This window comes from Lihuaxuella thermophila (genome assembly GCF_900110165.1).
Lineage (GTDB): Bacteria > Bacillota > Bacilli > Thermoactinomycetales > Thermoactinomycetaceae > Lihuaxuella > Lihuaxuella thermophila.
The window spans coordinates 173087-196551 of record NZ_FOCQ01000002.1; the positions used below are offsets into that span (position 1 = coordinate 173087).

Below are 23465 nucleotides of genomic sequence, written 5' to 3' on the forward strand. Positions count from 1 at the left end.
TCCCGGACCTTCAGCAAAGAAAAAAGCCGGGAAACGGGTCCCGGCTTCGTTTTTCACTCCGATCGGTTGCGATTACATCCGTTCCGGCGCATGGACGCCGACTAATTTCAGACCGTTTTTCACCACTTGGGCAACCCCGTCCAGAAGAGCCAGGCGTGCCCGGGAAAGGTCCGCATCGTCCGTAATCACCCGGTGGGCATTGTAAAAGCTGTGGAACTGGGTGGCGAGGTCAAACAGATAGCGCACCAGGCGGTGTGGCGCGAGCTGCTGGGCTGCAGAGGCAATTTCAGCCGGGAACTCACCCAGTTTTTGCATCAAATCCAGTTCCTGTTCCGCGGTTAAGCGGGCCAGATGTGCGGGTTCCCAGGAAGGCGAAATGCCTTTTTCTTCAGCCTGGCGGAAGACGCTGCAGATGCGGGCATGCGCATATTGTACATAGTAAACGGGGTTTTCGTTGGACTGGGAGACAGCCAGATCCATGTCAAAGTCAAGATGGGTGTCCGGACTGCGCATGGCAAAGAAGTAACGGGTTGCATCCACGCCCACTTCTTCCATCAGCTCTTCCATGGTGACCGCTTTTCCGGTACGCTTGGACATCTTGACCAATTCGCCGCCCTGATACAGCTTGACCATCTGGGTGACCAGCACCTCCAGCCGGTCGGGATCGTAACCGAGCGCGGCGAGAGCCGCTTTCATGCGCGCAATATACCCGTGATGGTCGGCGCCCCAGATATTGATCAGACGGTCGAAACCGCGCCGCAGTTTGTTGCGGTGATAGGCGATATCCGGGGTGAGATAGGTGTACGAACCGTCTTTTTTGATCAGCACGCGGTCTTTGTCATCGCCAAAAGCGGTGGACCGGAGCCACAGCGCGCCGTCCTGTTCATAGGTGTAACCTTTTTCCTTCAATTCCGCCAGCGCTTCCTGAATCTCTCCTGATTCATACAGGGACAGCTCGCTGAACCAGACATCAAACTCAACGCGGTATTTTTTCAAGTCGGATTCGATTTTGGCCAGCAATTTCTTTTTCCCGTACTCTTTCAAATAAGCGAGCCGCTCTTCCCGGTCCAGGGAAAGCAACCGCTCCCCTTCGCTCCGGATCAACTCCCGGGCGATGTCGATCATTTCCTGCCCGCGGTAGCCGTCTTCAGGGAAGGTGAACTCCCGGCCGAGCCCTTCCAAATACCGGGCTTCGATGGATAAGGCCATCATGTTCATCTGGTTTCCGGCATCGTTGATATAATACTCGCGGGTCACATCATAACCGGCCGCATCCAGGATGTTGCACAGCGCATCCCCGACAGCCGCACCGCGCGCATGTCCCAGGTGCAAGTTGCCGGTGGGATTGGCGCTGGTAAACTCCACGTTGATTTTTTCCCCGCGCCCCGTATCCGAACGGCCGTACTTCTCTCCCGCTGCCCGAATTTCAGTCAATACCCGGGTCAGGAACGAGCGGTCCATAAAAAAGTTGATAAATCCGGGCCCCGCGATCTGAATGTCGCGGATGCCCGCTTTTTGGCGGTCGATTTTGTCCACGATCGCGGCGGCGATTTCACGCGGATTCCTGCGGGCGATTCTGGTCAGCTGCATCGCCATGTTGGTCGCGAAGTCCCCGTGCGCCTTCTCGCGGGGCACTTCCAGGATGACTTCCGGCAGATCCCCTTCGCCGACAATTCCGGCGGCAACCACTGCTTGCCTGATCTGCTCTTTCAGCGTTTCTTTCATCTGTTCAAGCGGGTTCATTTATCTTCGCCTCCGTCCATTGAATGATCAATTGATAACTTCCCAAATCCTGCGCTCCCATATTTAAAAGAAAAGAGAATTGGATTCGCCCTTCCTGACCGGCCCGTTCGCGCAAATATTTTAAGGTGCTTACATCCATCTCCGTTTTGCCTGCCGGAGTATGTACGATACTTTGGGTGGTTTCACCCGGCCGGTAGGTTTGCCGGTACGAAACGGGTCCCTGCCTGACGACCGTAATCCGGTCGGGAAAGGATTTGACCGAAGTACGCACTTCATCAGCCGTTCCTGCGTTTTCCGTATACCTGATGATCCATTCCTCATCGTTGAATTGCAGGCCGCCGGACAACTGTTGCCGGATCACTTCCGGCTCTTCCCCTTCCCTGTGGATCGTTGACTCAATATAGAGTTGCACGGGGATCAAGTCAACCGCTCCTTTCCTTAATACCTGTATCTTAACACCAGCCCGGCCGCTTTGCCAACGCGGGCGGGAAATGAAAAAATCCCCCCAAAAGGAGGGAACACGCGACTGGCTGAACGGCTGTCCGGTTCTTTTTCTTGTTGGAGCTGCCAACCGCTCGCCATTCCTCGAGCTGTATATCCAAAAAGAGCTATTTGATAAAGCCCAGGAGCATCTCGCGAATCAGCTTGGCGGCAACTACCGGTGTCTGTTCCGTGTGGTCATAGGCAGGAGCCACTTCCACCACGTCGGCGCCGACCACCTTTACCTCCGAACGGGCGATCGCGTGAATGGACGCGAGCATCTCCCTTGTGGTGATCCCGCCCGGTTCGGGTGTACCGGTACCCGGGGCATGGGCCGGATCCAGGGCGTCGATGTCAATGGTCACATAAACCGGGCGGCTGGCGAGTTCCGGCAGTGACTGTTGGAGCGGTTCCAGCACATCGAAAGGATGAAAGTGAATGCCCGCTTCTTCGGCATAGGCCACTTCATCTCTGGTCATCGAACGAATGCCAAACTGGTACACGTTTTTCCCGCCGATCAGCTCGGAGATTTTGCGGAGGGGAGTGGCATGGGAATAAGGCTCCCCTTCATAATCGGTGCGCAGATCGGCATGAGCATCGATGTGAATGACGGCCAGGTCGGGGTAGCGCTTATACACTTCCCGCACGACCGGCCAGGTGACCAGGTGTTCGCCGCCCATACCGATCGGGATTTTATTCAAATCCAGCACACGGCTGACAAATTCGGCGATTTGCGACAGGCTCTTTTCCGGATTGCCAAAAGCCAGGGGAATGTCTCCGGCATCGTAATAGGTGATCTCCGTCAGTTCCCGGCGCAGATAATGGCTGTATTCTTCGTGCACCAGCGATGCTTCGCGAATGCGCGCCGGACCGAAGCGGGAACCCGGCCGGAAGCTGACCGTCCAGTCCATCGGCATTCCGTAGAGAACCGCCCGGGCTTTTTCCAGATCGGGACTGGCACCGATAAACACATTTCCCGAATAGGCCTCATCAAAGCGCATCCCTTATTCCCCCTTGTCCACCAGCAGCTCTTGCACAAAGACGGGCAATTGGAACAGCGCTTTGTGCATTTCCGGACGATAATAACGGGTATCAAAGGATTTCAGCTTGGATTCGTCCACTTCCAGCGGATCGTATTTTTTGGAGCCGATCGTGAAGCTCCACAACCCGCTGGGATAGGTGGGAATGCTGGCCGTGTACAGGCGGGTGATCGGGAATGTGTTCGAAATATCCCGGAACACCTGGCGGATCAGATCACGGTTGAACCAGGGGGACTCGGTTTGCGCTACCATGATCCCGTCTTCTTTCAGCGCTTCATAAATCCCTTCATAGAACGGTTTCTGGAACAAGCCGACAGCCGGGCCGACCGGCTCGGTGGAGTCGACCAAAATCACGTCATATTTGCCTTTATTCTCCTGAATGTGGCGGATTCCGTCCGTCACCTGAATATTGACGCGGGGATCGGACAGCTTGCCTGCAATCTTCGGAAAGTACTTTTTCGAGGCTTCGATCACTTTGCCGTCGATTTCAGCCAATACGGCGTTCTCCACGCTCGGGTAGCGCAAAATTTCACGGATGGCGCCGCCGTCTCCGCCTCCGACCACCAACACGTCTTTGGGGTTGGGGTGGGTATTCATCGCCACATGGGTAATCATTTCATGGTAGACAAATTCATCGCGGTCCGTGGTCATCACCATGCCGTCCAAAACCAGCATGTTGCCGAACTCGGCGGTTTCAATCACATCCAGGGTTTGGAATTCGGACTGGTCATGATAGAGCGTTCGTTTAATCTTGGTTGTAATGCCGTGATTTTTTGTTTGTTTCTCTGTATACCACAATTCCATTTCCATCCGGTTTTGAACTCCTTCCTTATGTATCCATATCCGGTTCAAGTTGTTCAACTCTTACTCAGAATAATGCAAGTTCCTTCCCGATACAATCACCCATTGTTACAAACCAAAAAATTCTCATTGACTCAGGTATATTCTTCCTGCTGGTTCCGCATAATATTCTTGCTTCATCTGTTAGAAGTTGGAAGAAAAATACCGGAGTCAAAGGAGTTTCAGGAGCGATGGGTGACCATAAAACCACACCAGAACACGCAGCTTTGGACCAGATCTTCGTGTGGCGGTTGATCAAGCGGACCTACCGCTTTTTCCGCAATCTGGTCCTGATCCTCCTCGCCACGGCTTTAGCCGCCGGTGTGGGGATTCTCTATTTAAAGTCAAAACCACTCCCTCCTCCGGATCTTTATACTTCCAGCAAAATTTATGATGAAAAAGGACGTCTCATCGGCCAAATGGACGAGCGTGAACAAAGAGAGCCAGTCAAGCTGGAACAAATTCCCACTCATTTAATTCAAGCAACGCTCGCGGCCGAAGATAAGAACTTCTACCATCACCGGGGATTCTCGCCGTCCGGGATCATCCGGGCCGCGATCGCCAACCTGAAAGCGGGACACGTCGTTCAGGGAGCGAGTACCATTACACAACAGTTGGCGAGAAATTTATACCTCACCCATGACCGCACGTGGTCGCGGAAAATCAAAGAGGCCATCCTGACTGTCCAGTTGGAGCTGCATTATTCCAAAGATGAAATCCTGGAAATGTACCTGAACGAAATCTATTACGGGCATGGAGCCTATGGTGTCGGACGGGCCGCAAAAGTGTACTTCAATAAAAACGTGAAAGAGCTCAACCTGGCGGAGTGCGCCTTTTTGGCGGGAATCCCCCGCGGGCCGCAATACTATTCCCCCTATCTTCACTTAAGCCGCGCCAAACAAAGACAACGTCACATTCTGGATCTGATGGTCAAAAACAAGATGATCACCGCGCAACAGGCCAAAATGGCCAAATCCCGGACGATCGCGTTGGCGGAGCCGGCCAAGCCGCGGGAGATGAAGGCTCATTATTTCCGCGATTATCTTGTGCAAACGGCCGTTTTGAAATACGGACTGGATGAATCGGTGGTTCGCCACGGAGGGTTAAAAATCTATACAACCATCGACCCTTCGTTGCAGCACTATGCGGAGGAAACGATCAAGCACTATTTAAAGGACAAAGGCGATTTACAGGCAGCCTTAATCTCCGTCGACCCCCATACGGGCCACATCAAGGCGATGGTAGGCGGCAAGGATTACAGCGCTTCGCAATATAATCGCGTATTTGCGAGACGGCAGCCCGGTTCCTCCTTCAAACCCATCTTGTATCTGAGCGCTCTGGAAAACGGGTTCAATCCCTTAACCCGCATCTTGAGCAAGCCCACTTCTTTCGCTTATGAGGGCGGAATCTATCGTCCGTCCAATTTCCGCAATCAATACGCGGGAAGGCCGATCACATTGCGGGAAGCGATTGCCCGGTCGGACAACATTTACGCGGTGAGCACCCTGTTTCAAATCGGAATCCAAAAAGAAATCGAAACGGCGCGGAAGCTGGGCATCAAAAGCCCTCTTCGGCCCACTCCGTCACTGGCTCTGGGCAGTTACCCCGTCACTCCGTATGAGATGGCCCAGGCCTACGCTACGATTGCCGCAGGCGGGGTCCGGCATCCGCTGACCGGAATCGTAAAAATAGAAGACCCGTACGGGAGGGTATTGGTGGAAGAACAGCCGTCACCCGTGCGCGTCACCACACCCGCCCATGCCTATGTCTTGACCCGTCTCTTATCCGGTGTGTTCGATTCGGACGGAACCGCCCACCGCGTCCGGCAAATGTTTACACGGCCGGCGGCGGGAAAAACGGGAACCACCGATTGGGACGGATGGCTGTCGGGATTCACTCCCGATCTGGCCACGACCGTTTGGGTGGGTTATGACCGGGGAAAAACGCTCCCCCACGCGGAAGCCCGCCTGTCACAATACATTTGGGGAGCCTATATGAAAAAAGCGACAGCCAAACAACCTTCAAGAATTTTTGCTGTCCCCCGGGGAGTGAAAGCCGTCTACATCGATACCGACACCGGCTATCTGGCCACCCCGTTTTGCAAACACACCCGCCTTGAGTATTTTGTAAGCGGGACAGAACCGAAAACGACCTGCCCGGAACATTCCCCGCCAATCGGTGAGCAGCCCGAACCTTCTCTCTGGGATCGGTTGGTCGACTGGTGGAACAGTTTATAAAGTAAGGAAAGCTCAGCCATCCTTTTTCAGGAAAGCTGAGCTTTCTTGTCAACATTCATCGCTTCCGCCTAATTTTCCTTCTCCATCCGCCCAAACCCCGTCATTGATGATCGTGATCAGGCCGGCTTGTTCCAGCTCTTTCATCAGTTGAAACATGCTTTCCCTCTTCTCTTCGGGAAGCTGGTCCACATACTCGTTAATTTCATGTCCGGGAGCATTCAGTTTAAAATGAACTCCCCCGTGCCGGGCGTACAAATCCAATTGCACCAAATGTGTCATCTTCAGTCTCGCCTGTCTCCAGGCGTTCACCTCCTTTAGCCTTAGCTTGAGCCAAAGGAAGCGGAAATATCATCCCGACACGGCTTTAAAAAGTCCCGGAATGACAAAAATGGCAGACCGAAAGGTCCGCCATTTTTGTGTCCTAGCAAAAGGTTCCGAAACCATATATTTAGTGTACTCCGGCTTTGCCGAACCGACAAGGCAAGCGGGAGTTTGTTCACATACCGTTCAATTTTTCAACCGAGTTGTTCTTTCAATTCCGCTTTGCTGTTTTCCCACATCTGTTCATTGTGGCTGATCAACAGCTTCTTTAAGGCGGCTTTCTCCGTTTCTCCCAGAGCCTGGAGCTTGATTCTCCGCTTTAAGGCATCATCCATGCGGTTGACATGCTCGGCGAGATTCTTCCATCCTTTGCGGCTTTCCCGGTCGACCGTCATGGGGCAGGCAGCCGCTCCGGCGTAATAGGGTCCGTTCTCATCCCTGTCGATCGCCACCCATACCACCCAATAAAGCTTGCCGTTCGGCACTTCTTCCTTATTGGGCGTAAACTTGATGCCGCGCTCCACGGCGCTTTTCGCATGAATCAGGCCCAAATCGATTTTGGCCTGGTCTCCGTCGATAAGAACGGAGGACAGATTGCTTAAGTTGAGCGTGCCGGTGTAGTATCCGCCGTGGGTAGTGGAATTGTTGCTGATGATATTAAATTGCGTATTTTTTTTGTTCGCCATGCCCTTTCCCTCCTACCCTTTATTTTATCTCACTCCTTGCCGCTCGTGCAAAACGTCCTTCTGTGGGCCGGTTTCAGCCTCTGCCAGCGGCTTTTCTTCTTTCTTTTGCGGTTCCTCTTTGGGTTTTTGGCGAACCGGCAGGTGGATGCAAAAAGTGGTTCCCCGCCCCGGCTGGCTGGTGACGTGAATTTGCCCTCCATGTTCCATGATAATCCGGTGACAGATGGACAGTCCCATTCCCGTTCCTTCACCTTTGGTCGTGAAAAAGGGCTCAAAGATCCTCGACATGTGTTCCGGTTTGATTCCGTTGCCATTGTCCTGTACCCGGATGCTGACCCTGCCGCGAAACTCTTTCCAGCGCACTTCCACTTTTCCTTTTTCCGACAGAGCCTCCAAGCCGTTTTGGATTAAATTGATCAGCACTTGTTTGATCTGCTCCGGATCCGCCTCCAGTTCCACCGGGTCGGAGGGAGCATGGGCGACGAGTTCATGTCCCATCAAGAAGGATTTTGGCTGCAGAAGGCTTAATACATCATTCATCAGTTGGTCCAGACTGAATCGGATAAACCGGGAAGGCCTTGTTTCACTTAAATTCAAAAACTGCTTCAAGAGCTCGTTGATCCGGTCAATCTCAGGCAAGATGATGGATTCCCACTTTTTCACCGCTTCCGACTCCGCGGCCGAAATCTGGACAAAACCGCGGATGGATGTCAGCGGGTTCCGGATTTCATGCGCCAGTCCGGCCGCCAGCTGCCCGACGGCGGACAGTTTCTCCAGATGCCGTTGCCGCTCTTCTTCCTCATGACGCAAACGGCGCTGTTCAATAGACAATCTCTGTTCCGCCAGACGGATCAAATCCGCTCCGCAATTCGCTTCCTGTGGATAGGTGGCCGTTCCGATGCAGTAATGGACCAGAGTCCGGTCTGACCGCAGATTTTCCATCACCCATTCGATCACCTCCAGACAACGGCGCAACACCGCCTGGCCTCCCATCACCCCGACCGCGAACTGGTCTCCGTCATATCGCGCCAACTGGGCAAAGGAAGGGAGATTTTTCTTCAGCTGACGGGCAATTTGCACCAAAATCTGGTTTCCGGCATCGATCCCTTCCCTCATGTTCACTTGCTGAAAATCGGTCAAATCCAAACATATCACATGATAAGACTGATTTTTCCCCAAGCGGGCCAGACTGCGCGTGACCTGCTCCTGGAACGCGCCAAAATTGTACAGACCGGTCAGCGAATCACGGCGGTAGGTTTCTTCCAGCTCATCATTAAATTCATGCAGCCTTTGTTGCGCCTCATTCATTTTGGCGACCAGATGGCGATTTTTTTCCTGCAGTTTTTTGACTTCAAAATAAAACTGGCGCACCTGGCTGCTCATCCATCCGAACCAGGCGAACAACAAGCTCTGGCTTACCACGTCCAAGATGATCAGTTTGTGCCAAACGGTCATCATCTCAATGACCAGAAAAATGATAGCAAAGGAAGCCGTTACAATATGAGCGTTTTCATCATGAGACCGGAACAGGACATACCCCAACACGATGAGGTAAACCGTGAGCAGCGGTATGATTTCCGTCAAAATATCCAGCAAAGCGACTGCGAATAGAACGGCCGCCATATAACCGTAAGCAGGAAATCGGTTCACCCAGTTCCGGTGGAGAAAGAGGAGGCCGAGGAGCACGAATGTCACCAGCCCCACAGAGAGCCAATGGAGGGAGGGATGTGCATTCAAATTCTCATGAACCAATTGATAAAGGATACGAGTCTCGTCTGGGAAATAGGTATCAAACATGTCTTCTCCCGCCCTTCATCCTGGACAATATTTCCATTTTACCCTCAACTCATCTCATATCCATTTTCTCTTCCACTTGCTGACGAAATAATCCTTCAAATCCCGATACTTCGACAAAAGCTATCAAATTTCGAGTATGTCCGGTTTGGCTCGCTTTGACTTCGACCGGTTGATATGTTAACCTAACATCAAGACCGTCGATTTTTGAATATTTTGTTTGTTGTTTCGACTGGTGTACTTTTGCATCGGGATCAAGGAGGGGAATTATGGGGCAAAAAGAAATATCGCTGGCAGAATCCATTTTGCCGCTCTTGGGTGGCAGCGAAAATATCTCCTCGCTCGGCCATTGCATGACCCGGCTCAGAGTGACGGTAAAAGACCGGTCGCTGATTCAGTTGGACGAATTGAAAGCCCTTTCAGGGGTCATGGGAGTCGTGGAAGCATCCGGTCAGTATCAAATCATCCTGGGTCCCGGAACTGTGACCCAAGTGGCTGAACACTTGGCCAAAGTGACCGGCCAACGCGCCGAGGCAGTGGAAGATCCCCAAGCAGCCACGGCTGACCTGAACCGGTCTCGGGTTAAGCTATTCCTTCGCAAACTGGCCAATATCTTCGTTCCTCTCATTCCGGCGATTGTGGCCGGCGGGATGATCATGGGGCTTACCAACGTCATCATTTTTTCTTTTGAAGAGGCCGTCAAAGGAAGTGTCATCATCCCGATCCTGCAAGCAATCAGCAAAGTGATCTTCGCTTACCTGGCTGTCTTCGTCGGAATCAACACGGCGAGGGAGTTTGGAGGAACCCCGGCTCTGGGCGGAGTTGCCGGCGGCTTGATCATCCTGCAGGATATCGAAAAAATCAACCTGTTTGGAGAAGCGTTAACCCCGGGGCGCGGCGGCCTGATCGGAGTGTTGCTGGCCGCCTGGTTTATCAGCTGGACGGAACGAAATATCAGGCGTTTTGTTCCGAAAGCGATCGACATCATCATCACTCCAACCCTGGCTGTCCTGGTCACCGGTTTTGTCACTTATCTGGCCTTGCAGCCGATTGGCGGCTGGATTTCCGATCTCATCACCCAGGGACTCACCAGCCTTCTCAACCAGGGCGGGGCTCTCGCAGGTGCTGTACTCGCGGGAACGTTCCTGCCCCTCGTCATGACCGGACTGCATCAAGGATTGACGCCGATCCATCTGGAATTGTTGAACCAGACCCAACTCGATCCCCTGCTGCCGATCCTGGCGATGGCCGGCGCAGGCCAGGTCGGGGCGGCCATCGCCGTGTATGTAAAAACGAAAAACCGCACCTTGCGAAATGTGATTAAAGGAGGTCTCCCCGTCGGGATTCTGGGAATCGGAGAACCGCTGATTTTCGGAGTGACTCTCCCGCTCGGCCGTCCCTTTATCACAGCCTGTCTGGGAGCCGCTGTCGGAGGCGCTTTCCAGGCTGTCTTCAACATCGCCTCGGTCGCTATCGGTGTATCCGGATTGCCGCTTGCCCTCTTGATACAACCCGGCCAGATTCTCATGTATCTGCTCGGCGTTCTCATCTCCTACGCAGCCGGATTTGTAATCACTTATTTCTTTGGTTTTAAAGAAGAGATGGCCAAAAACTTCGCTCCGGAATCCCGGGAAGGCATTCCTGTCTGACCGGACAACTCGGATGTTTGAAAACCGCAATACAAGCAACTGTTGAAGATAAACAGTAAAAACGGCCTGCCAAGTCAACCGGCGGGCCGTTTTCTTTTAACCAATAAGCCGTTTTCTTTTAACCAATAACATGTAGCATTAAGAAACCACTTGATTTCGTTTTTGTGTGAGGGAAAGTGTTCTTTCATCGGAATCTAAACAGACTGGGTTGTGGATGTGGGAGCGTGATCTTTCCGAGTTAGAAATATTTTTTATGTAATAGTCGAAAATAATTAGAATCAAGAAATCCGGTCCACCATCCAACATTATATTTGTTTTAATATTAAAGCTAGGTAAATAAAGGGAAGATCATATGGATACATACCTACATGCTCCTGAAACACTTTTCGTTGGTATCATCCTGGGCGGAGGAGTGTAAATGGGGGCTTGGATATTCGTCCCTTTTGCGTTGGGTGATCAACAGGGATATGCAAAACCACCAACGTTGCGCATTCTCTTCGAGTCTCTGCTTATATCTTTTTGACCCGGTTGATCTCAGATCATCACAATCTCTTGACATTTGAATTCTTAACAATTCTTATTCTCGGGGGTGGATACATAAAGATGTACAACTTTCGATGGTTCAAGATCTTTTCGTGTCTGGTATTGCCGATTTTGATCGTTACCACCGCTTGCTCAAATAAATCCGGGACACAAGCAGTTGACCAAAAACCAGAAGCAAAGCCAGTCGCTACTGATGCCGAGGGAATGATTGCAGAAGGGCCAGGTAAATTTGCCGGAGCTAACTATGATAAGTCAAAGGTAAACAAAGAATTGGATCAATTCCCTGACAACATCAAAGCAGATGACGCATACAGTCGCTTAATACAGCTTCTTGCTGAGGATTATAAGCCGGTAAAACAAAAATTGGATGCTTTTGATCCAAGTGTGGCTCCTACACTGACCAATATCCCGGGGGGAATAAACGAGCCAAAACTTTCCAAGCTAAATGTGGAAATTCTTTTAGATTCAAGCGGTAGCATGAATGGGAAGGTAAGTGGCGGCAAGAAGATGGATTTGGCTAAAAAGTCGATCCAGGATTTTGCATCCAAACTTCCTGAAGGGAGTAATGTCTCATTACGGGTATATGGGCATAAGGGCAGTAGCAGCGAAAAAGATAAGGCGATTTCATGCTCAAGCAGTGAAGTCGTATACCCTATGGGAAAATACAACAAAACGGCATTTAATCAAGCGTTGGCTAAGTTTCAACCCAAGGGATACACACCGATCGCCTTAGCGATTCGTGGTGCCCAGAAAGATTTACAATCTTCCCGAGGCGATAAAGATACGCAGAATATTGTTTACATAGTGAGTGATGGAATTGAAACCTGTGGCGGGAACCCAGTCGAAGAAGCAAAAAAACTACATACATCCGGAATAAAAGCAGTAGTGAATATTATCGGATTTGATGTGGACAACGCCGGGCAACAAGCGTTAAGACAGGTTGCGAAAGCTGGAGGGGGATCATATACTACTGTCAATTCAGAGACAGATCTCAAGAATTATTTAGAGCAGGAGTATATAAGATTAGCGGTTGAGTGGTGGGATTGGGGGAATCAAAATGTTGTTAAAGTCCTTGATTATGCCTTAAAAAAGCGGCAAGAACTCGATAAGATAGCCTATCCAAGTTACTGGAATCCGCCGAGTTTATTTTATTCATTATTTGACGCCGAAACAAAACATTTAGATGATGCTATGTCATATCTGGAACAAAAAGGGAAAATAGATAGTGCAGAAGCCACACTACTGAAACAAAAGATAGACGATCGAAGAAGCAAAATTGAAAAATATATCAGGGGAAGGTACGACAATATCGACAATCAGATAAAGAAAAACAGAGATGATCTTCAAAAAGCAATAGAAGAAAAATCAGACAAGAACAACAGAAATATGACCAGTAGAAACCCTACACCCCCCCAAATGCGAAGGAGTCCGCATCGAGAGATAACGGACTCCTTTTATTTACGCATTGGCATCCCATCCATTGCATCTGATCTCCTCATTTACTTCTGCTGATTTCGCTTGAAACCTTTCGTACCCGAAACGGGTGGAAATCGTTTTCCTCCATCCAGCCCGGGAATGCGGGCCGTTTTGCATTCCTGTCGGACATCGCTTTGTCTTCGTTTCAACCTGTCCTTGAGATCCATCTGCTGTTTGCCTTCATTTTATGCCGAGCAGAGAAATGATTAGACCGATGGGTTGACCGGGTTAGCCGAGATAGTTGACCAGGTGGCTGAACCCTTTGGATGCTTTTTCCTTTGCGTCGAGATCGCCGTGTTCAGACGCTTGCTTGGGCATTTTATCCCACATGGTGTAAGGGTCTTCCAGTTGGACATGCTCCCGCTTCAGCACGGCCACTTTTTGCGGCTCTTCATAGTGGGGATGGTAAGCGCCATGCATGTCGTGGGTTTCTTTCGCCACGTAGGGGGCTTGTCCTGCATTCCGCGGCGGAAACAGCGGCTGGTCATTGAGAAGTGTATGTACCACCGTCTCTTTCAGAATGTTTTTAATCTCTTCGCTCCGGTATCCGCTCTCCAGACTTTTGATCCATTGATAGACAGGGCCGTCTTCAGGAGTGAAGGTGACATTCCGTTGGGTGGGCACATACTCTCCACGCCTTTGGATTTGCTCTTTCAACGTGCGAGCGTCACAGATCGATTGCAACGGGAAGTAGTTATTTCGCAGATAGGACTGGATGCAATACTTGACCAACATCGGGAATTGGCCTTTCGGCAAAATCTCATACCAGTAACGCACCAAACGATCTTTTTTACCCAGATATACTCCCACAGTGATGGAAGACATAAAAACACCTCCGATAGACATCGAAAAATTTTTAATTACTTGAATTAATATTAATGGTAGCAGCATCCAATCCAAAACGTCAACAGAATACTTTGTCGAATCATGTTATATATGCTCGGAAACGAAAAAAACATGCTTTTGGCATGTTGAATTCATTTGGGCGCAGATCATACACGGATTTATTTTTATACATTTTAGAAAAAAAACAGATTCTATCTCTCACAAAGTTTCCGATGCGTTTGATAGATTCTCATAAACATGCGCCGATCCGGCAAGTAACGGAACATTTTGAAATTCGGCTTTGTATTTACCTCAAATATCCAAATCCTCAATTGTTTATCAATCCCAGCATCAATTCCTAATTCCTTTAAACCCGAAAAACGACTATTTAATGTTTTAGCAATTTCTTTTGAAAGGCAGTATAATTCTACAAATATCTCTTTTGCCTTTTTTTTATCTTGAGAAGTGATTCCCAGGAGTGCTTTATAAGCTTCATACGGCTGTCCGCCTTTTGAGTAGTTGGTGACAATCTTGCCCGGCGAGGCCAATTTGGCGCAAATCCCGTTGACTTCCCACTCTTGACGCGGCTTTTGCAAAAAGATCCTCAAATCGAAGGGACGCCCTTTTATTGTCGCTAAATGAATTCCTTGTTGCATGATGTACTTTTTTGTCGGATTTAATCTTCTTTCGATCCAGCCGATGATTTGTTCCGGCGGGAGTAGGATCCTCTCGTTCAGGGAACGGCATTCCACTTTTTGGTTGCTCCGCTTTTCGATGCGGATCGCTCCTCTCCCCCCGCCTCCCTTATCCGGTTTAATAAAGACGGAGCCGTGTTTGTCTAACATCAGGTTCAGGGTTTCGGGATGATACCAATGTGTCTCCGGCAGATAGGCGCGGATCGCTTCATTTTTTTGCAGCACCCATGTCTTTAATGTTTTGCTGGCAATCTGTTGATAAGGCCTTGCATCCATCCCTTGCTCCCTCCTTCATCGTCTCCATATCCTATTCGCCTGACTTCCAATCAGATATAGAGGAAACCGCCCAATTTAACCCCCTATGCGCGAAGGATGAAGCTCTCCCGCCGATTGTGATAAAATGGTAATATTCCCGCGTTCCTTGTGGGTCCAAAACAATTATGGGAAAATAGTTTCGTATGCACTCTGTCTGCCATCGAAAGTTTATGAGATTTAGTGATAGATGGAGTTCCATCTTGGGGAGGGTTATTCGATGAGCGCCAAAATCCTTGTTGTAGAAGATGAGAAGCCCATTGCGGATATTATCAAGTTCAATCTGGAAAAAGAGGGGTACACGGTGGAGTGTGTCCACGACGGGAACGAGGCGATCCGTCAGGCGCTGGAAAATCCGCCGGATCTGATGCTGTTGGATCTGATGCTGCCCGGGGCGGACGGGATTGAAGTATGCCGGCAGGTCCGGCAGCACTACCAATTCCCGATCATCATGCTGACCGCCAAAGATTCAGAAGTGGACAAGGTATTGGGGCTGGAGATCGGGGCCGACGATTATGTAACCAAACCTTTCAGCAACCGTGAACTGTTGGCCCGCATCAAAGCCAATCTGAGACGCATACAGACGAGCCGTGCCCAAGAGACGAAAGAAAGAAAAAACACTTCTTCCATCGAAGTGGGGGAACTTTCCATTGACGCGGACAGCTTTGTCGTCAAGAAAAGGGGAAAAACGATTGATTTAACCCATCGTGAGTTTGAACTCCTTCTCTATCTGGCCAAACACGTCAACCAAGTGCTGACACGGGAGCACTTGCTTCAATCCGTCTGGGGTTTCGATTATTTCGGGGATGTGCGCACGGTCGATGTAGCCGTCAGACGCCTTCGCGAAAAAATTGAGGATGACCCGGGAGCACCCAAGTACATCATCACCCGGCGCGGCATCGGCTATACCATGCGTGATCCCTTAAATGAGCGGTGATCCGATGAAAAAATGGACCGAGTATGTAAACAGCGTACAATGGAAGCTGGTTGTCATCTATATCCTGCTCACCATCATGGCCATGCAGTTAATCGGCGTTTTTTTTATCAGCCGCCTGCAGAGCTACTATCTTACTGACTTGCGGAACGACCTCCACTCACAGGCAAACATGCTTTCTGACCGGGTGGGAAACGCGCTGCAAAAACACAAGTATGGCGCCAAGGAAGAAAGAACAAAAGAAATCACCGAGCTGCTCAACCTGCTGGTTTTTTTAAAGAGCAAAGATCAAACATCGACGGTCGTGAACATCCTGGACGAAAAAGGGTTTATCGTCGGCACGACTTCTTCGAAACAAAGCGAAATGAAAAAAAGGCTCTTTAACCTGCCGGCGAAAAACACATTTTCCTTCCGCAGCGATCCGGCCACCGGTCAGGACTATCTCAGCTACATTCAGCTGATGAAACGGGACGGGAGATTGGTCGGCTACATTCATATAGAAACTTCGCTGGAAAAGACCTATGAGACGATCCGCCGGATCACTGAAATCCTGATCAAAATTACAGCCGTCGCCCTCTTCACGACCGGCTTCCTGATCATCATCCTGGCACGGACGATCACCACGCCGGTCAAAGAGATTACCGAACAGGCCACCGCGATGGCGGCGGGGGATTTCGACCGCCAGGTGGATGTGCGCAGCAAAGATGAGATCGGACGTCTGGCGATGGCATTCAACCATTTGGCTTCCCACTTGCGAACGGCGATTGCCCAGAAAGAGGAAGAAAAGGAAAAGCTGGAATCCGTGCTGGCCAATATGAGTGACGGAGTGATCGCCGCCGACCGCACCGGAAAAGTGATCGTCAAAAACAACTGGGCGGAAAAATTGTTGGATCGCAAGATTGAATTGGGAGAGCCCATTTTTGACATCCTGTCTTTATCCGAGCCGTTTTCCCTCCCTTTATTGGAAGAGAGGCAAACCTTCCTGGAAAGAAACGCGAATGATCCGGAAGAGACCACCATTATCAAAATCACCTTCACGCCCATCAAGCCGCATGGCCAGGAAGAGGTGGGCTTTGTTGCTGTGCTGGAAGACGTGACCGAACAAGAGAAGCTGGACCGCCAGCGCAAAGATTTTGTGGCCAACGTTTCGCACGAGCTCCGGACTCCTTTGACCACCATCAAGAGTTACCTGGAAGCCTTGGATGACGGGGCTATTCACGAACCGGAACTGGCTTCCCGCTTTTTAAAAGTGACGCGTCAGGAAGCGGACCGCATGACCCGATTAATCAGTGACCTGTTGCAGCTTTCCCGTCTGGACGCCAAAAAGTCCCGCTTCAACAAAAAAGCGGTTCAGGTCGAAGAGATGCTGGAAGAGGCGGCAGACCGCTTTGCTTTCCAGTGCAGGGAAAAGTCGATTAGCCTGACCCTTTGTATCACCGACAAATTGCCCCGTGTCTACGCGGACCGGGATAAGATCGACCAAGTGTTGGACAACCTGATCTCCAATGCCGTCAAATACACGCCGGAAGGCGGTTCCATTGCCATCGTTGCCGCGAAGCGACCTGGCGGAATGGTGGAAATCTCCGTCGCTGATACGGGCATCGGAATTCCCAAAAAGGATTTGGGACGCATTTTTGAACGCTTTTACCGGGTGGATAAAGCCCGCTCCCGCCGTTTGGGCGGAACCGGGCTGGGACTTTCCATTGCCAAGGAAATCATCCAGGCGCATGAGGGAGAGATCGAGATCGACAGCATTTACGGAAAAGGGACCATCGTTTCCTTCACCTTGCCCGCCTGTGTACCGGAGGTGGTCCAATGAAAGAAAAGTGGATCGAGCATATCAAATCCGTTATTTTGATCATGCTGGTCGTACTCAGCTTTGTCCTGACCGGTTTTCTGTGGTACAGTTCTCCTCCATATGAGGAAAAGAATGAAACGGTCTTTGTCCCCCCTTATCCGTTCAGTGATAAAAAATACAACAGTAAAGAGATCTATCAGCTCGTTTCTCCCTATCAAATCATCATTCACCACGGTGGAAGACACCGTTGGATCCGCCCTGAAAGCAAAATGTATCGAGATCTATTGAATGAGGCCAGGCAAGCCGATTTTGACGCCGTCACCGGCGTGGAACCCTCCCCTGACCTCTGGAATCGTTTATTCAACCAGGTTCCGGGAATCGAATTGCAGTTCTCCCGCGATGTTTCGGCAAGCCGGCTGGATGCCTTTTTTGACGAATCCTTACGCCAGCAGCCGCTTTTAAACCGCCTGGAAAACATCAGCCGGATTTGGCTGTACAGCGAGCCGGAAACCAAACAAACCCGGATCTGGTTTATCTCCGATAAAGAACAAGAAATCGTCCAGGCTGAGGTACAATTGAAAAACGACAACCTGGACAGTCTGGTGGCGCAAGCGGCAAGTGAAAAAGGGCCATCCCTGACCGCCATTCCGGCAGACGGAAAAGTTCCGTGGGACCCGGCCAATCAAAGCCAGTCTTTTTCCCGTGTTTTCTATTTGCCCGATCAGCCTTTAGCGATGAACCGCTCCATTTATAAGACGAAGGAAATTAAAGTTACAGAGATGAACCAGTGGCTGTCGAGAAATCCTTCGGTCAATCCGATCATCTTGAACAACAACGAAGAGATGTACATGTACGATGAGGACGAGAGCCTCACCTATAACAAGCAAGGAAATTTTATGATCTACAACGATACGAACAACCAAGCGGAAGGAACCTATTTAAGCGTGACCGATGAAATCGGCAACATCAATCATTTCGTGCAGGACCACCGTGGCTGGACCGGTAACTATCTGTTGGACGAGATCAAGGTGAGTGAAGAAGACGATGCCCATCAATATATCTTCCGTCTGATCGTCCAGGGCTATCCGGTCTATTGGGAAGACCAGAAAACCATCCGTCCGGATACGATCGAATTGCAAACCGGATACCAGGGGAGCGTCAGCAAGTACATCCGCTCCATGCTCTACCTCACCGGGCAGCCGGACCAAACCGAGATCAAATTAAAACCGTGGCTACAGGTACTGGCATCCAAAAAAATCCCCTTGCAAACGGTGGAGCATATCTTTCCCGGTTATCGGGCGCGTCTGACCGGCAACAAGGAAAAACAGGTTATCTTAGATCCCGCTTGGGTGGTCATCTTGAATAACGGGAAGACAACGATGATTTCTTCCCCGTAAGGCGAGGAGGCTAAACCATGGACTGGAGCCGTGCCAAAACCATTCTCATCATCGCCTTTGTCATCCTCGATCTGTTTCTTGCATCACAACTCAATGAAATGATGCAGCAAAAATCGCAGTATGTGAAAGCGAACCATATCACCGATCAGCAAATCAACAGCTTATTAAAAGACGCCCAGGTCAAGCTGACTGCTTCCAAGCCGGACAACCTGTCCCAGATCAACTTTTACAAAGCCACCATCCATGCGATGGCAGGCTGGCAAAAAGATGAACAGGGCGGATCGGTGAAAAACTTTCCGGTTCCGCTCTCTTATCAAAATGATCAGGATCTGGAACGCCTGTTGAAGGAGCAAATACCCTTCTTTCACGAATACCGCCGGTCCGCCTATGATAGCGTCCCCAACAAAAAAATCGTGTTTCTGCAAACGAGCCGGGGCCATACCATTTTTGACGGCAGAATCGAAGTGAATCTCGCAGGCAGCCGAAAAGTGGAATCGATTCGCGTGGTTCACTACCAGTTGAAAAACCCCTCCGCTGTCAAATTGATTTCCTTCAATACGGCGTTATTCCGGTTGATCAACAGCGGCGAGACGAATAAAAATACGGCGATCACTTCGGCTGAACTGGGCTACCGGGCCAAAACCTACCCGACGGCCAGTGACGAGTTTGTCCTTATTCCCTACTGGCGCTTCCGGGTGGGAAATGAGACATTGTATGTCAATGCCATGAACCGGGGCTCCAATGATGATGTGGAAGTGGTGCCTTCGGAGAAACAAATCGAAAATAAAGGGAAGAAATAAGATGAGGTTTAGTGTACTAGCGAGCGGAAGCACCGGTAACTCCCTTTTTGTTGAAACGGATCAAACACGGGTGCTGGTCGACGCCGGGCTTTCCTGCAAACAGCTGGAGGAACGCCTGAGAAAAATCGGTGTCGATCCGACCACCCTGACGGCCATTTTTATTTCCCATGAGCATATTGACCACGTAAAAGGGCTTGGCGTCCTGGCCAGACGCTACCAGTTGCCGGTCTACATGAATGAAGCCACCTGGAAGCACCTTCCGTCCAGCGTCGGCGACATCCCGGAGTGCCTCAAACATGTCCTGGAAACGGGAGCGTCTCTGGAAATCCGCGATTTACGGGTCGAGACGATTCCTGTTTCCCACGATGCCGCCGAGCCGGTAGGCTTTCACTTCCGTCAGGATGAAGAAACACTGGCCATCGTCACAGACCTGGGATATGTAAACCAACGAATTACCGACCAGGTATCCGGAGTGGACACGCTGATTTGGGAAAGCAACCATGACGTTGAAATGCTGCGCATGGGTTCCTATCCCTGGAACGTGAAACGGCGCATCCTGAGCGACACCGGCCATCTGTCCAATGAGGATGCGGGGGCCGCTCTGGCCGAAATCCTGCGCGGCATCGGAGAACATGTTTATCTGGCCCATTTAAGCCGTGATAACAATCTCAGTGAACTGGCACACCTGACGGTAAAAAATATCCTGGAGGAGACCGGCCTGCAAGTCGGACGGGATGTTCACCTGTGGCCTACATACGACGACAGGCCCACACCGCTCAGGGAAGTGAGATGCAAAGCGAAAGGCAGCCCTGACTTGCGCTGAGGGCTGCCTTTATTTATCATCGGGATGAAAGGGTTCATCCGGGTCAAACCTTTCTGTCCGTCGTTTCTCTTCAAGTTGGTAGGATAATTCCCGATCCAGACTCTTCACCAATTGGGTCAGATCTTCCCTGGTGATCGTCCCTTTTTCAATGAGCAGGTCAATCAACGCCGTGAGCAACAGACTTTGTTGATAAAAGGTTAATTTCAGGTCAGCTAATTGCGCGCCTAGATCCAACTCCCGATATCGCTCAAACGGACGAATGGGCTGGATGCGCTTTTTCTTTTCCATTGGATTATTCAGCTCCTAACCGTATCCAACTACTTATATTTTCTACCATTATCCTCATTTTCCCTAGTTTATAACCTCAACAAATCATGAGGAACCGGCTCTCGTCCGCGAAAAGAGGTTTAGAATAATACTTTTGGGCAAATCAAATAATGTTATAAGAAATGCGTGCTAGAATACATAGCGAAGGAGGGAAAGCAAATGGGGTTCTATGATCAACCAGATGGACAACCGAAGAGAAACCGGTCATCGATCTTAGTGGCCTTCGTCTCCGCTGTCATCGGGGGCCTCCTTGTTCTTTTGTTGACTCCTCTCCTCATCAATAGCGGAGTCATCTCTCTGCCCTCTCAAGGCATGGGCCCCGCTAACATTGCCGGACCTGCCAAAACCACCAGTGTAAAAGTAACATCTGATATCACCGAAGCTGTGGATCGGGTACGACCGGCCGTGGTGGGGATTATCAACCTAAAAAGTTCGGACGACCCGTTTAACCCCGAAGAGATCCAACAGGGAACCGGTTCGGGCATCATCTTTGAAAAGGCAAACGGAAAGGCCCGTGTCGTCACCAACTATCATGTGATCGAAGGAGCCACCCAGGTGAGGGTCGTCATTCCAAACGGGGACACAAACAAAACGGTCAATGCCAAAATATTGGGAAGCGATGAAACGACTGACCTTGCCGTACTCGAGATCAGTGACCAATACGTAACCGCGGTCGCTGAATTTGGAAACTCAGATACCCTGAGGGCCGGAGAACCGGCGATCGCCATCGGCAATCCGCTCGGACTGGGCCAATCGGTGACGGTTGGTGTGATCAGCTCTCCAAAGCGATCCATTGATGTGGATCAATATATGGCCACAGATGTCATCCAGACAGACGCAGCCATCAACCCCGGCAACAGCGGCGGTGCCTTGATCAATGTCGCCGGGCAAGTGATCGGCATCAACAGCCTGAAAATCGCGGAAAGCGGCGTGGAGGGCCTTGGCTTTGCCATTCCGACCAACGATGCCCGACCCGTAATCAGCAGCCTGATCCGCTATGGAGAAGTTCCCCGTCCTTTCCTCGGTGTCGAGTTGATCGATCTGGCGCAATTGCCGCAGTCTGTGTGGGAGAACCTGGGAGTCCCGGACAACCTCGAAGGCGGGGCTGTGGTTCGTGATGTGCAATTAGGTTCACCCGCCGACCTCGCGGGAATCAAGTCCAGAGACGTCATCGTCGCTCTTGATAACCAGACGATCGCCTCCGGGTCGGATCTGAGGAAATATCTCTACAAAAACAAACAAATCGGGCAGCAAGTCAAAGTCACCTATTACCGCAACGGACAAAAGCAGACCACAACGGTGAAATTGGGCCGTGCCCCCAGAAGCATAAGATAAACACAAGCTCCGCAGTTGTGCGGAGCTTGTTATTCTGTGTGTATTGTGGATAATGTGGATAACCTATGAATAAGTTCATGCAGATATGGAGTGAAAATATGCAGTTCGCGAACCAACATCCTGTCTGGTATGCCTGTGAGGAACATATCGATCTGGTGATTGACGAAATTGTGGATCGATACTCCTTACCCCCCGTCATGGAACGGATTTCCCCCGACACGGCCACAGAGAAACAAGGATGCAGCTGGTGCGGAGGAGTCCCGCGTTACCAGCTCGAAATTGATTGTGCGGATGAGTCTTGAACAACACCCATTGCTTCGGAACATCCGTTTAAACGTCAGCAGGTTGAACCCGTAGTAAAAGGCCAAAGCGTGGCCGTCCTTGCGATCTGCGACGGCTGGCCCCCCGATGCAGTGAACAAACAGAAAGTGAGTGTCCTATGAGAATACAGATTATCAGTGTGGGAAAGTTGAAAGAAAAGTATCTGCGCCAGGCGGCCGACGAATATTTAAAACGCCTGGGGCCCTATGCCAAAGTGGAAGTGATGGAAGTGGCGGAGGAGAAAGCCCAGGAACCGGTTCACGAATCGGAAATCGCCCGGATCCTTGAGCAAGAAGGCGGGCGAATCCTGCGCCTCGTCCATCCCAATTCCTATGTGACCGCTTTGGCGATTAAAGGCAAATCGCTCTCTTCCCCGGCCTTTGCGGACAAGCTGCACCAACTCGCCACCTACGGCAACAGCCACCTTACCTTTATCATCGGCGGCTCTTACGGTCTGGCTCGCGAAGTGCTGAGACGCGCAGATTTTCACCTGTCCTTCTCGGCCATGACCTTTCCCCATCAACTGATCCGCATTTTCTTGCTGGAACAAATTTACCGCGCCTGCAAGATTAACCGGGGAGAAGCGTATCATAAATAAAACAGCATCCTTTCAGTGAGGATGCTTTCGTCTCTTCTATCCTGTTTTCTGTTCCCTTTGCGCGTTAGCCTCGTTCAACTCCGCTCCCGCAGAAATGCGTCGGCTTCCTCCTCGGCTTGTTCCGGCGACGTCAGGTCAAACAGACGGTGCATCTCATGAATTACTTTCCAAATCTCATCTCTGGTATATCCGGTGTTCCTTAATGCCAATGTCGCATAACCGATGATATGATTATGATTCATTGAATACAGGTCTCCTTTACATACTGCCCGTGTCCGGGGTTATGCCCGGCCCGGATCACATCAGATCAATCCGGAGCACAGGCCCGCATGGTTCGACTTCCCGAACCCAGGTGGTCTCCTCTCCGGTTGCCGGATCAACGCCAAACGTTTCCCCCTCTTGGTAAAATGCTTTTTCTCCCATTCCGCTGATATAATCGCCGGCTTCTGTCACCCGTTCACCTGTCCGAAACGGCCGCATAGGGTTCCCTC

At 50.7% G+C, this 23465-nt stretch carries 23 protein-coding genes; 11 read left to right on the forward strand and 12 right to left on the reverse strand.

The window, feature by feature from the left end; genetic code table 11:
• Positions 1-72 precede the first annotated feature (72 nt).
• The 4 genes from argS to speE are packed head-to-tail and all read right to left on the reverse strand — an operon-like array spanning position 73 to position 4067.
• Positions 73-1743, reverse strand: coding sequence for an arginine--tRNA ligase (argS, locus tag BMW55_RS02720; RefSeq protein ID WP_089965097.1), 1671 nt, complete (start codon positions 1741-1743; stop codon positions 73-75).
• The gene (locus tag BMW55_RS02725; protein ID WP_170839703.1) at positions 1730-2314 is read right to left on the reverse strand and encodes a YwiB family protein; all 585 of its coding nucleotides are present in this window, start codon (positions 2312-2314) and stop codon (positions 1730-1732) included. Before BMW55_RS02725 ends, argS begins: the two co-directional genes overlap by 14 nt.
• 37 nt (positions 2315-2351) lie before the next feature.
• Positions 2352-3224 carry an agmatinase gene (gene speB / locus BMW55_RS02730; protein WP_089965101.1) on the reverse strand — a complete coding sequence of 291 codons (873 nt, stop codon included), beginning with the start codon at positions 3222-3224 and terminating at the stop codon, positions 2352-2354.
• A 3-nt stretch (positions 3225-3227) separates the two neighbouring features.
• Positions 3228-4067 carry a polyamine aminopropyltransferase gene (gene speE / locus BMW55_RS02735; protein WP_089965455.1) on the reverse strand — a complete coding sequence of 280 codons (840 nt, stop codon included), beginning with the start codon at positions 4065-4067 and terminating at the stop codon, positions 3228-3230.
• Between the two features lie 227 nt (positions 4068-4294).
• On the opposite strand from speE, the gene BMW55_RS02740 reads away from it, so the two are divergent.
• Positions 4295-6340, forward strand: coding sequence for a transglycosylase domain-containing protein (locus BMW55_RS02740; RefSeq protein WP_089965103.1), 2046 nt, complete (start codon positions 4295-4297; stop codon positions 6338-6340).
• Between the two features lie 48 nt (positions 6341-6388).
• Here the strand turns inward: BMW55_RS02740 and BMW55_RS02745 are convergent, their stop codons facing one another.
• The 3 genes from BMW55_RS02745 to BMW55_RS02755 all read right to left on the reverse strand — a co-directional run bounded on the left by BMW55_RS02745 (position 6389) and on the right by BMW55_RS02755 (position 9144).
• Positions 6389-6619, reverse strand: coding sequence for a hypothetical protein (locus BMW55_RS02745; RefSeq protein WP_089965105.1), 231 nt, complete (start codon positions 6617-6619; stop codon positions 6389-6391).
• 236 nt (positions 6620-6855) lie between these two features.
• Entirely contained in the window at positions 6856-7347 is a 492-nt protein-coding gene (locus BMW55_RS02750; protein WP_089965107.1) for a YwhD family protein, read from the reverse strand.
• Positions 7348-7371: 24 nt separating this feature from the next.
• Positions 7372-9144 (reverse strand): sensor histidine kinase, encoded by a 1773-nt coding sequence (locus BMW55_RS02755; RefSeq protein ID WP_089965109.1) that lies wholly within the window; start codon positions 9142-9144, stop codon positions 7372-7374.
• A gap of 266 nt (positions 9145-9410) precedes the next feature.
• Here BMW55_RS02755 and BMW55_RS02760 point away from each other — a divergent pair, with 266 nt between their 5' ends.
• Entirely contained in the window at positions 9411-10790 is a 1380-nt protein-coding gene (locus tag BMW55_RS02760; RefSeq protein ID WP_089965111.1) for a PTS transporter subunit EIIC, read from the forward strand.
• 603 nt (positions 10791-11393) lie between these two features.
• Positions 11394-12845, forward strand: coding sequence for a vWA domain-containing protein (locus BMW55_RS02765; RefSeq protein WP_089965113.1), 1452 nt, complete (start codon positions 11394-11396; stop codon positions 12843-12845).
• Between the two features lie 192 nt (positions 12846-13037).
• Here BMW55_RS02765 and BMW55_RS02770 read toward each other — a convergent pair whose 3' ends face one another.
• Both BMW55_RS02770 and BMW55_RS02775 read right to left on the reverse strand, forming a co-directional pair.
• A complete protein-coding gene (locus BMW55_RS02770) occupies positions 13038-13634 on the reverse strand; it encodes a hypothetical protein (RefSeq protein ID WP_089965115.1) in 597 nt (198 codons plus the stop codon).
• Positions 13635-13846: 212 nt separating this feature from the next.
• The gene (locus BMW55_RS02775; protein ID WP_089965117.1) at positions 13847-14605 is read right to left on the reverse strand and encodes a YheC/YheD family protein; all 759 of its coding nucleotides are present in this window, start codon (positions 14603-14605) and stop codon (positions 13847-13849) included.
• A 256-nt stretch (positions 14606-14861) separates the two neighbouring features.
• Here BMW55_RS02775 and yycF point away from each other — a divergent pair, with 256 nt between their 5' ends.
• The 5 genes from yycF to BMW55_RS02800 are packed head-to-tail and all read left to right on the forward strand — an operon-like array spanning position 14862 to position 20393.
• A complete protein-coding gene (gene yycF, locus BMW55_RS02780) occupies positions 14862-15578 on the forward strand; it encodes a response regulator YycF (RefSeq protein ID WP_089965120.1) in 717 nt (238 codons plus the stop codon).
• Between the two features lie 4 nt (positions 15579-15582).
• The gene (locus BMW55_RS02785) at positions 15583-17394 is read left to right on the forward strand and encodes an ATP-binding protein (protein WP_170839704.1); all 1812 of its coding nucleotides are present in this window, start codon (positions 15583-15585) and stop codon (positions 17392-17394) included.
• Entirely contained in the window at positions 17391-18770 is a 1380-nt protein-coding gene (locus BMW55_RS02790; protein WP_089965123.1) for a YycH family regulatory protein, read from the forward strand. Before BMW55_RS02785 ends, BMW55_RS02790 begins: the two co-directional genes overlap by 4 nt.
• A 17-nt stretch (positions 18771-18787) precedes the next feature.
• Positions 18788-19570: a two-component system regulatory protein YycI gene (yycI, locus tag BMW55_RS02795; protein WP_089965125.1), complete on the forward strand. Its 783-nt coding sequence runs from the start codon at positions 18788-18790 to the stop codon at positions 19568-19570.
• 1 nt (position 19571) lies between these two features.
• A complete protein-coding gene (locus tag BMW55_RS02800) occupies positions 19572-20393 on the forward strand; it encodes an MBL fold metallo-hydrolase (protein WP_089965128.1) in 822 nt (273 codons plus the stop codon).
• Between the two features lie 9 nt (positions 20394-20402).
• Here the strand turns inward: BMW55_RS02800 and BMW55_RS02805 are convergent, their stop codons facing one another.
• On the reverse strand, positions 20403-20681 hold the full coding sequence (locus BMW55_RS02805) for a hypothetical protein (RefSeq protein WP_089965130.1): 279 nt from the start codon (positions 20679-20681) through the stop codon (positions 20403-20405).
• A gap of 198 nt (positions 20682-20879) precedes the next feature.
• Between BMW55_RS02805 and BMW55_RS02810 the strand changes: the two genes are divergently transcribed.
• The 3 genes from BMW55_RS02810 (at position 20880) to rlmH (ending at position 22974) form a co-directional block, all read left to right on the forward strand.
• Positions 20880-22055 (forward strand): S1C family serine protease, encoded by a 1176-nt coding sequence (locus BMW55_RS02810; protein ID WP_089965132.1) that lies wholly within the window; start codon positions 20880-20882, stop codon positions 22053-22055.
• A 98-nt stretch (positions 22056-22153) separates the two neighbouring features.
• Positions 22154-22357, forward strand: a complete 204-nt coding sequence (locus BMW55_RS02815; protein WP_170839705.1) for a CxxH/CxxC protein — start codon at positions 22154-22156, stop codon at positions 22355-22357.
• 137 nt (positions 22358-22494) lie between these two features.
• Positions 22495-22974 (forward strand): 23S rRNA (pseudouridine(1915)-N(3))-methyltransferase RlmH, encoded by a 480-nt coding sequence (gene rlmH / locus BMW55_RS02820; RefSeq protein WP_089965136.1) that lies wholly within the window; start codon positions 22495-22497, stop codon positions 22972-22974.
• 74 nt (positions 22975-23048) lie between these two features.
• Here rlmH and BMW55_RS19210 read toward each other — a convergent pair whose 3' ends face one another.
• Together BMW55_RS19210 and BMW55_RS02825 are read right to left on the reverse strand one after the other, a co-directional pair.
• Positions 23049-23216, reverse strand: coding sequence for a hypothetical protein (locus tag BMW55_RS19210; RefSeq protein WP_170839706.1), 168 nt, complete (start codon positions 23214-23216; stop codon positions 23049-23051).
• Positions 23217-23271: 55 nt separating this feature from the next.
• Positions 23272-23454 (reverse strand): hypothetical protein, encoded by a 183-nt coding sequence (locus BMW55_RS02825; RefSeq protein WP_089965140.1) that lies wholly within the window; start codon positions 23452-23454, stop codon positions 23272-23274.
• Positions 23455-23465: the final 11 nt, after the last annotated feature.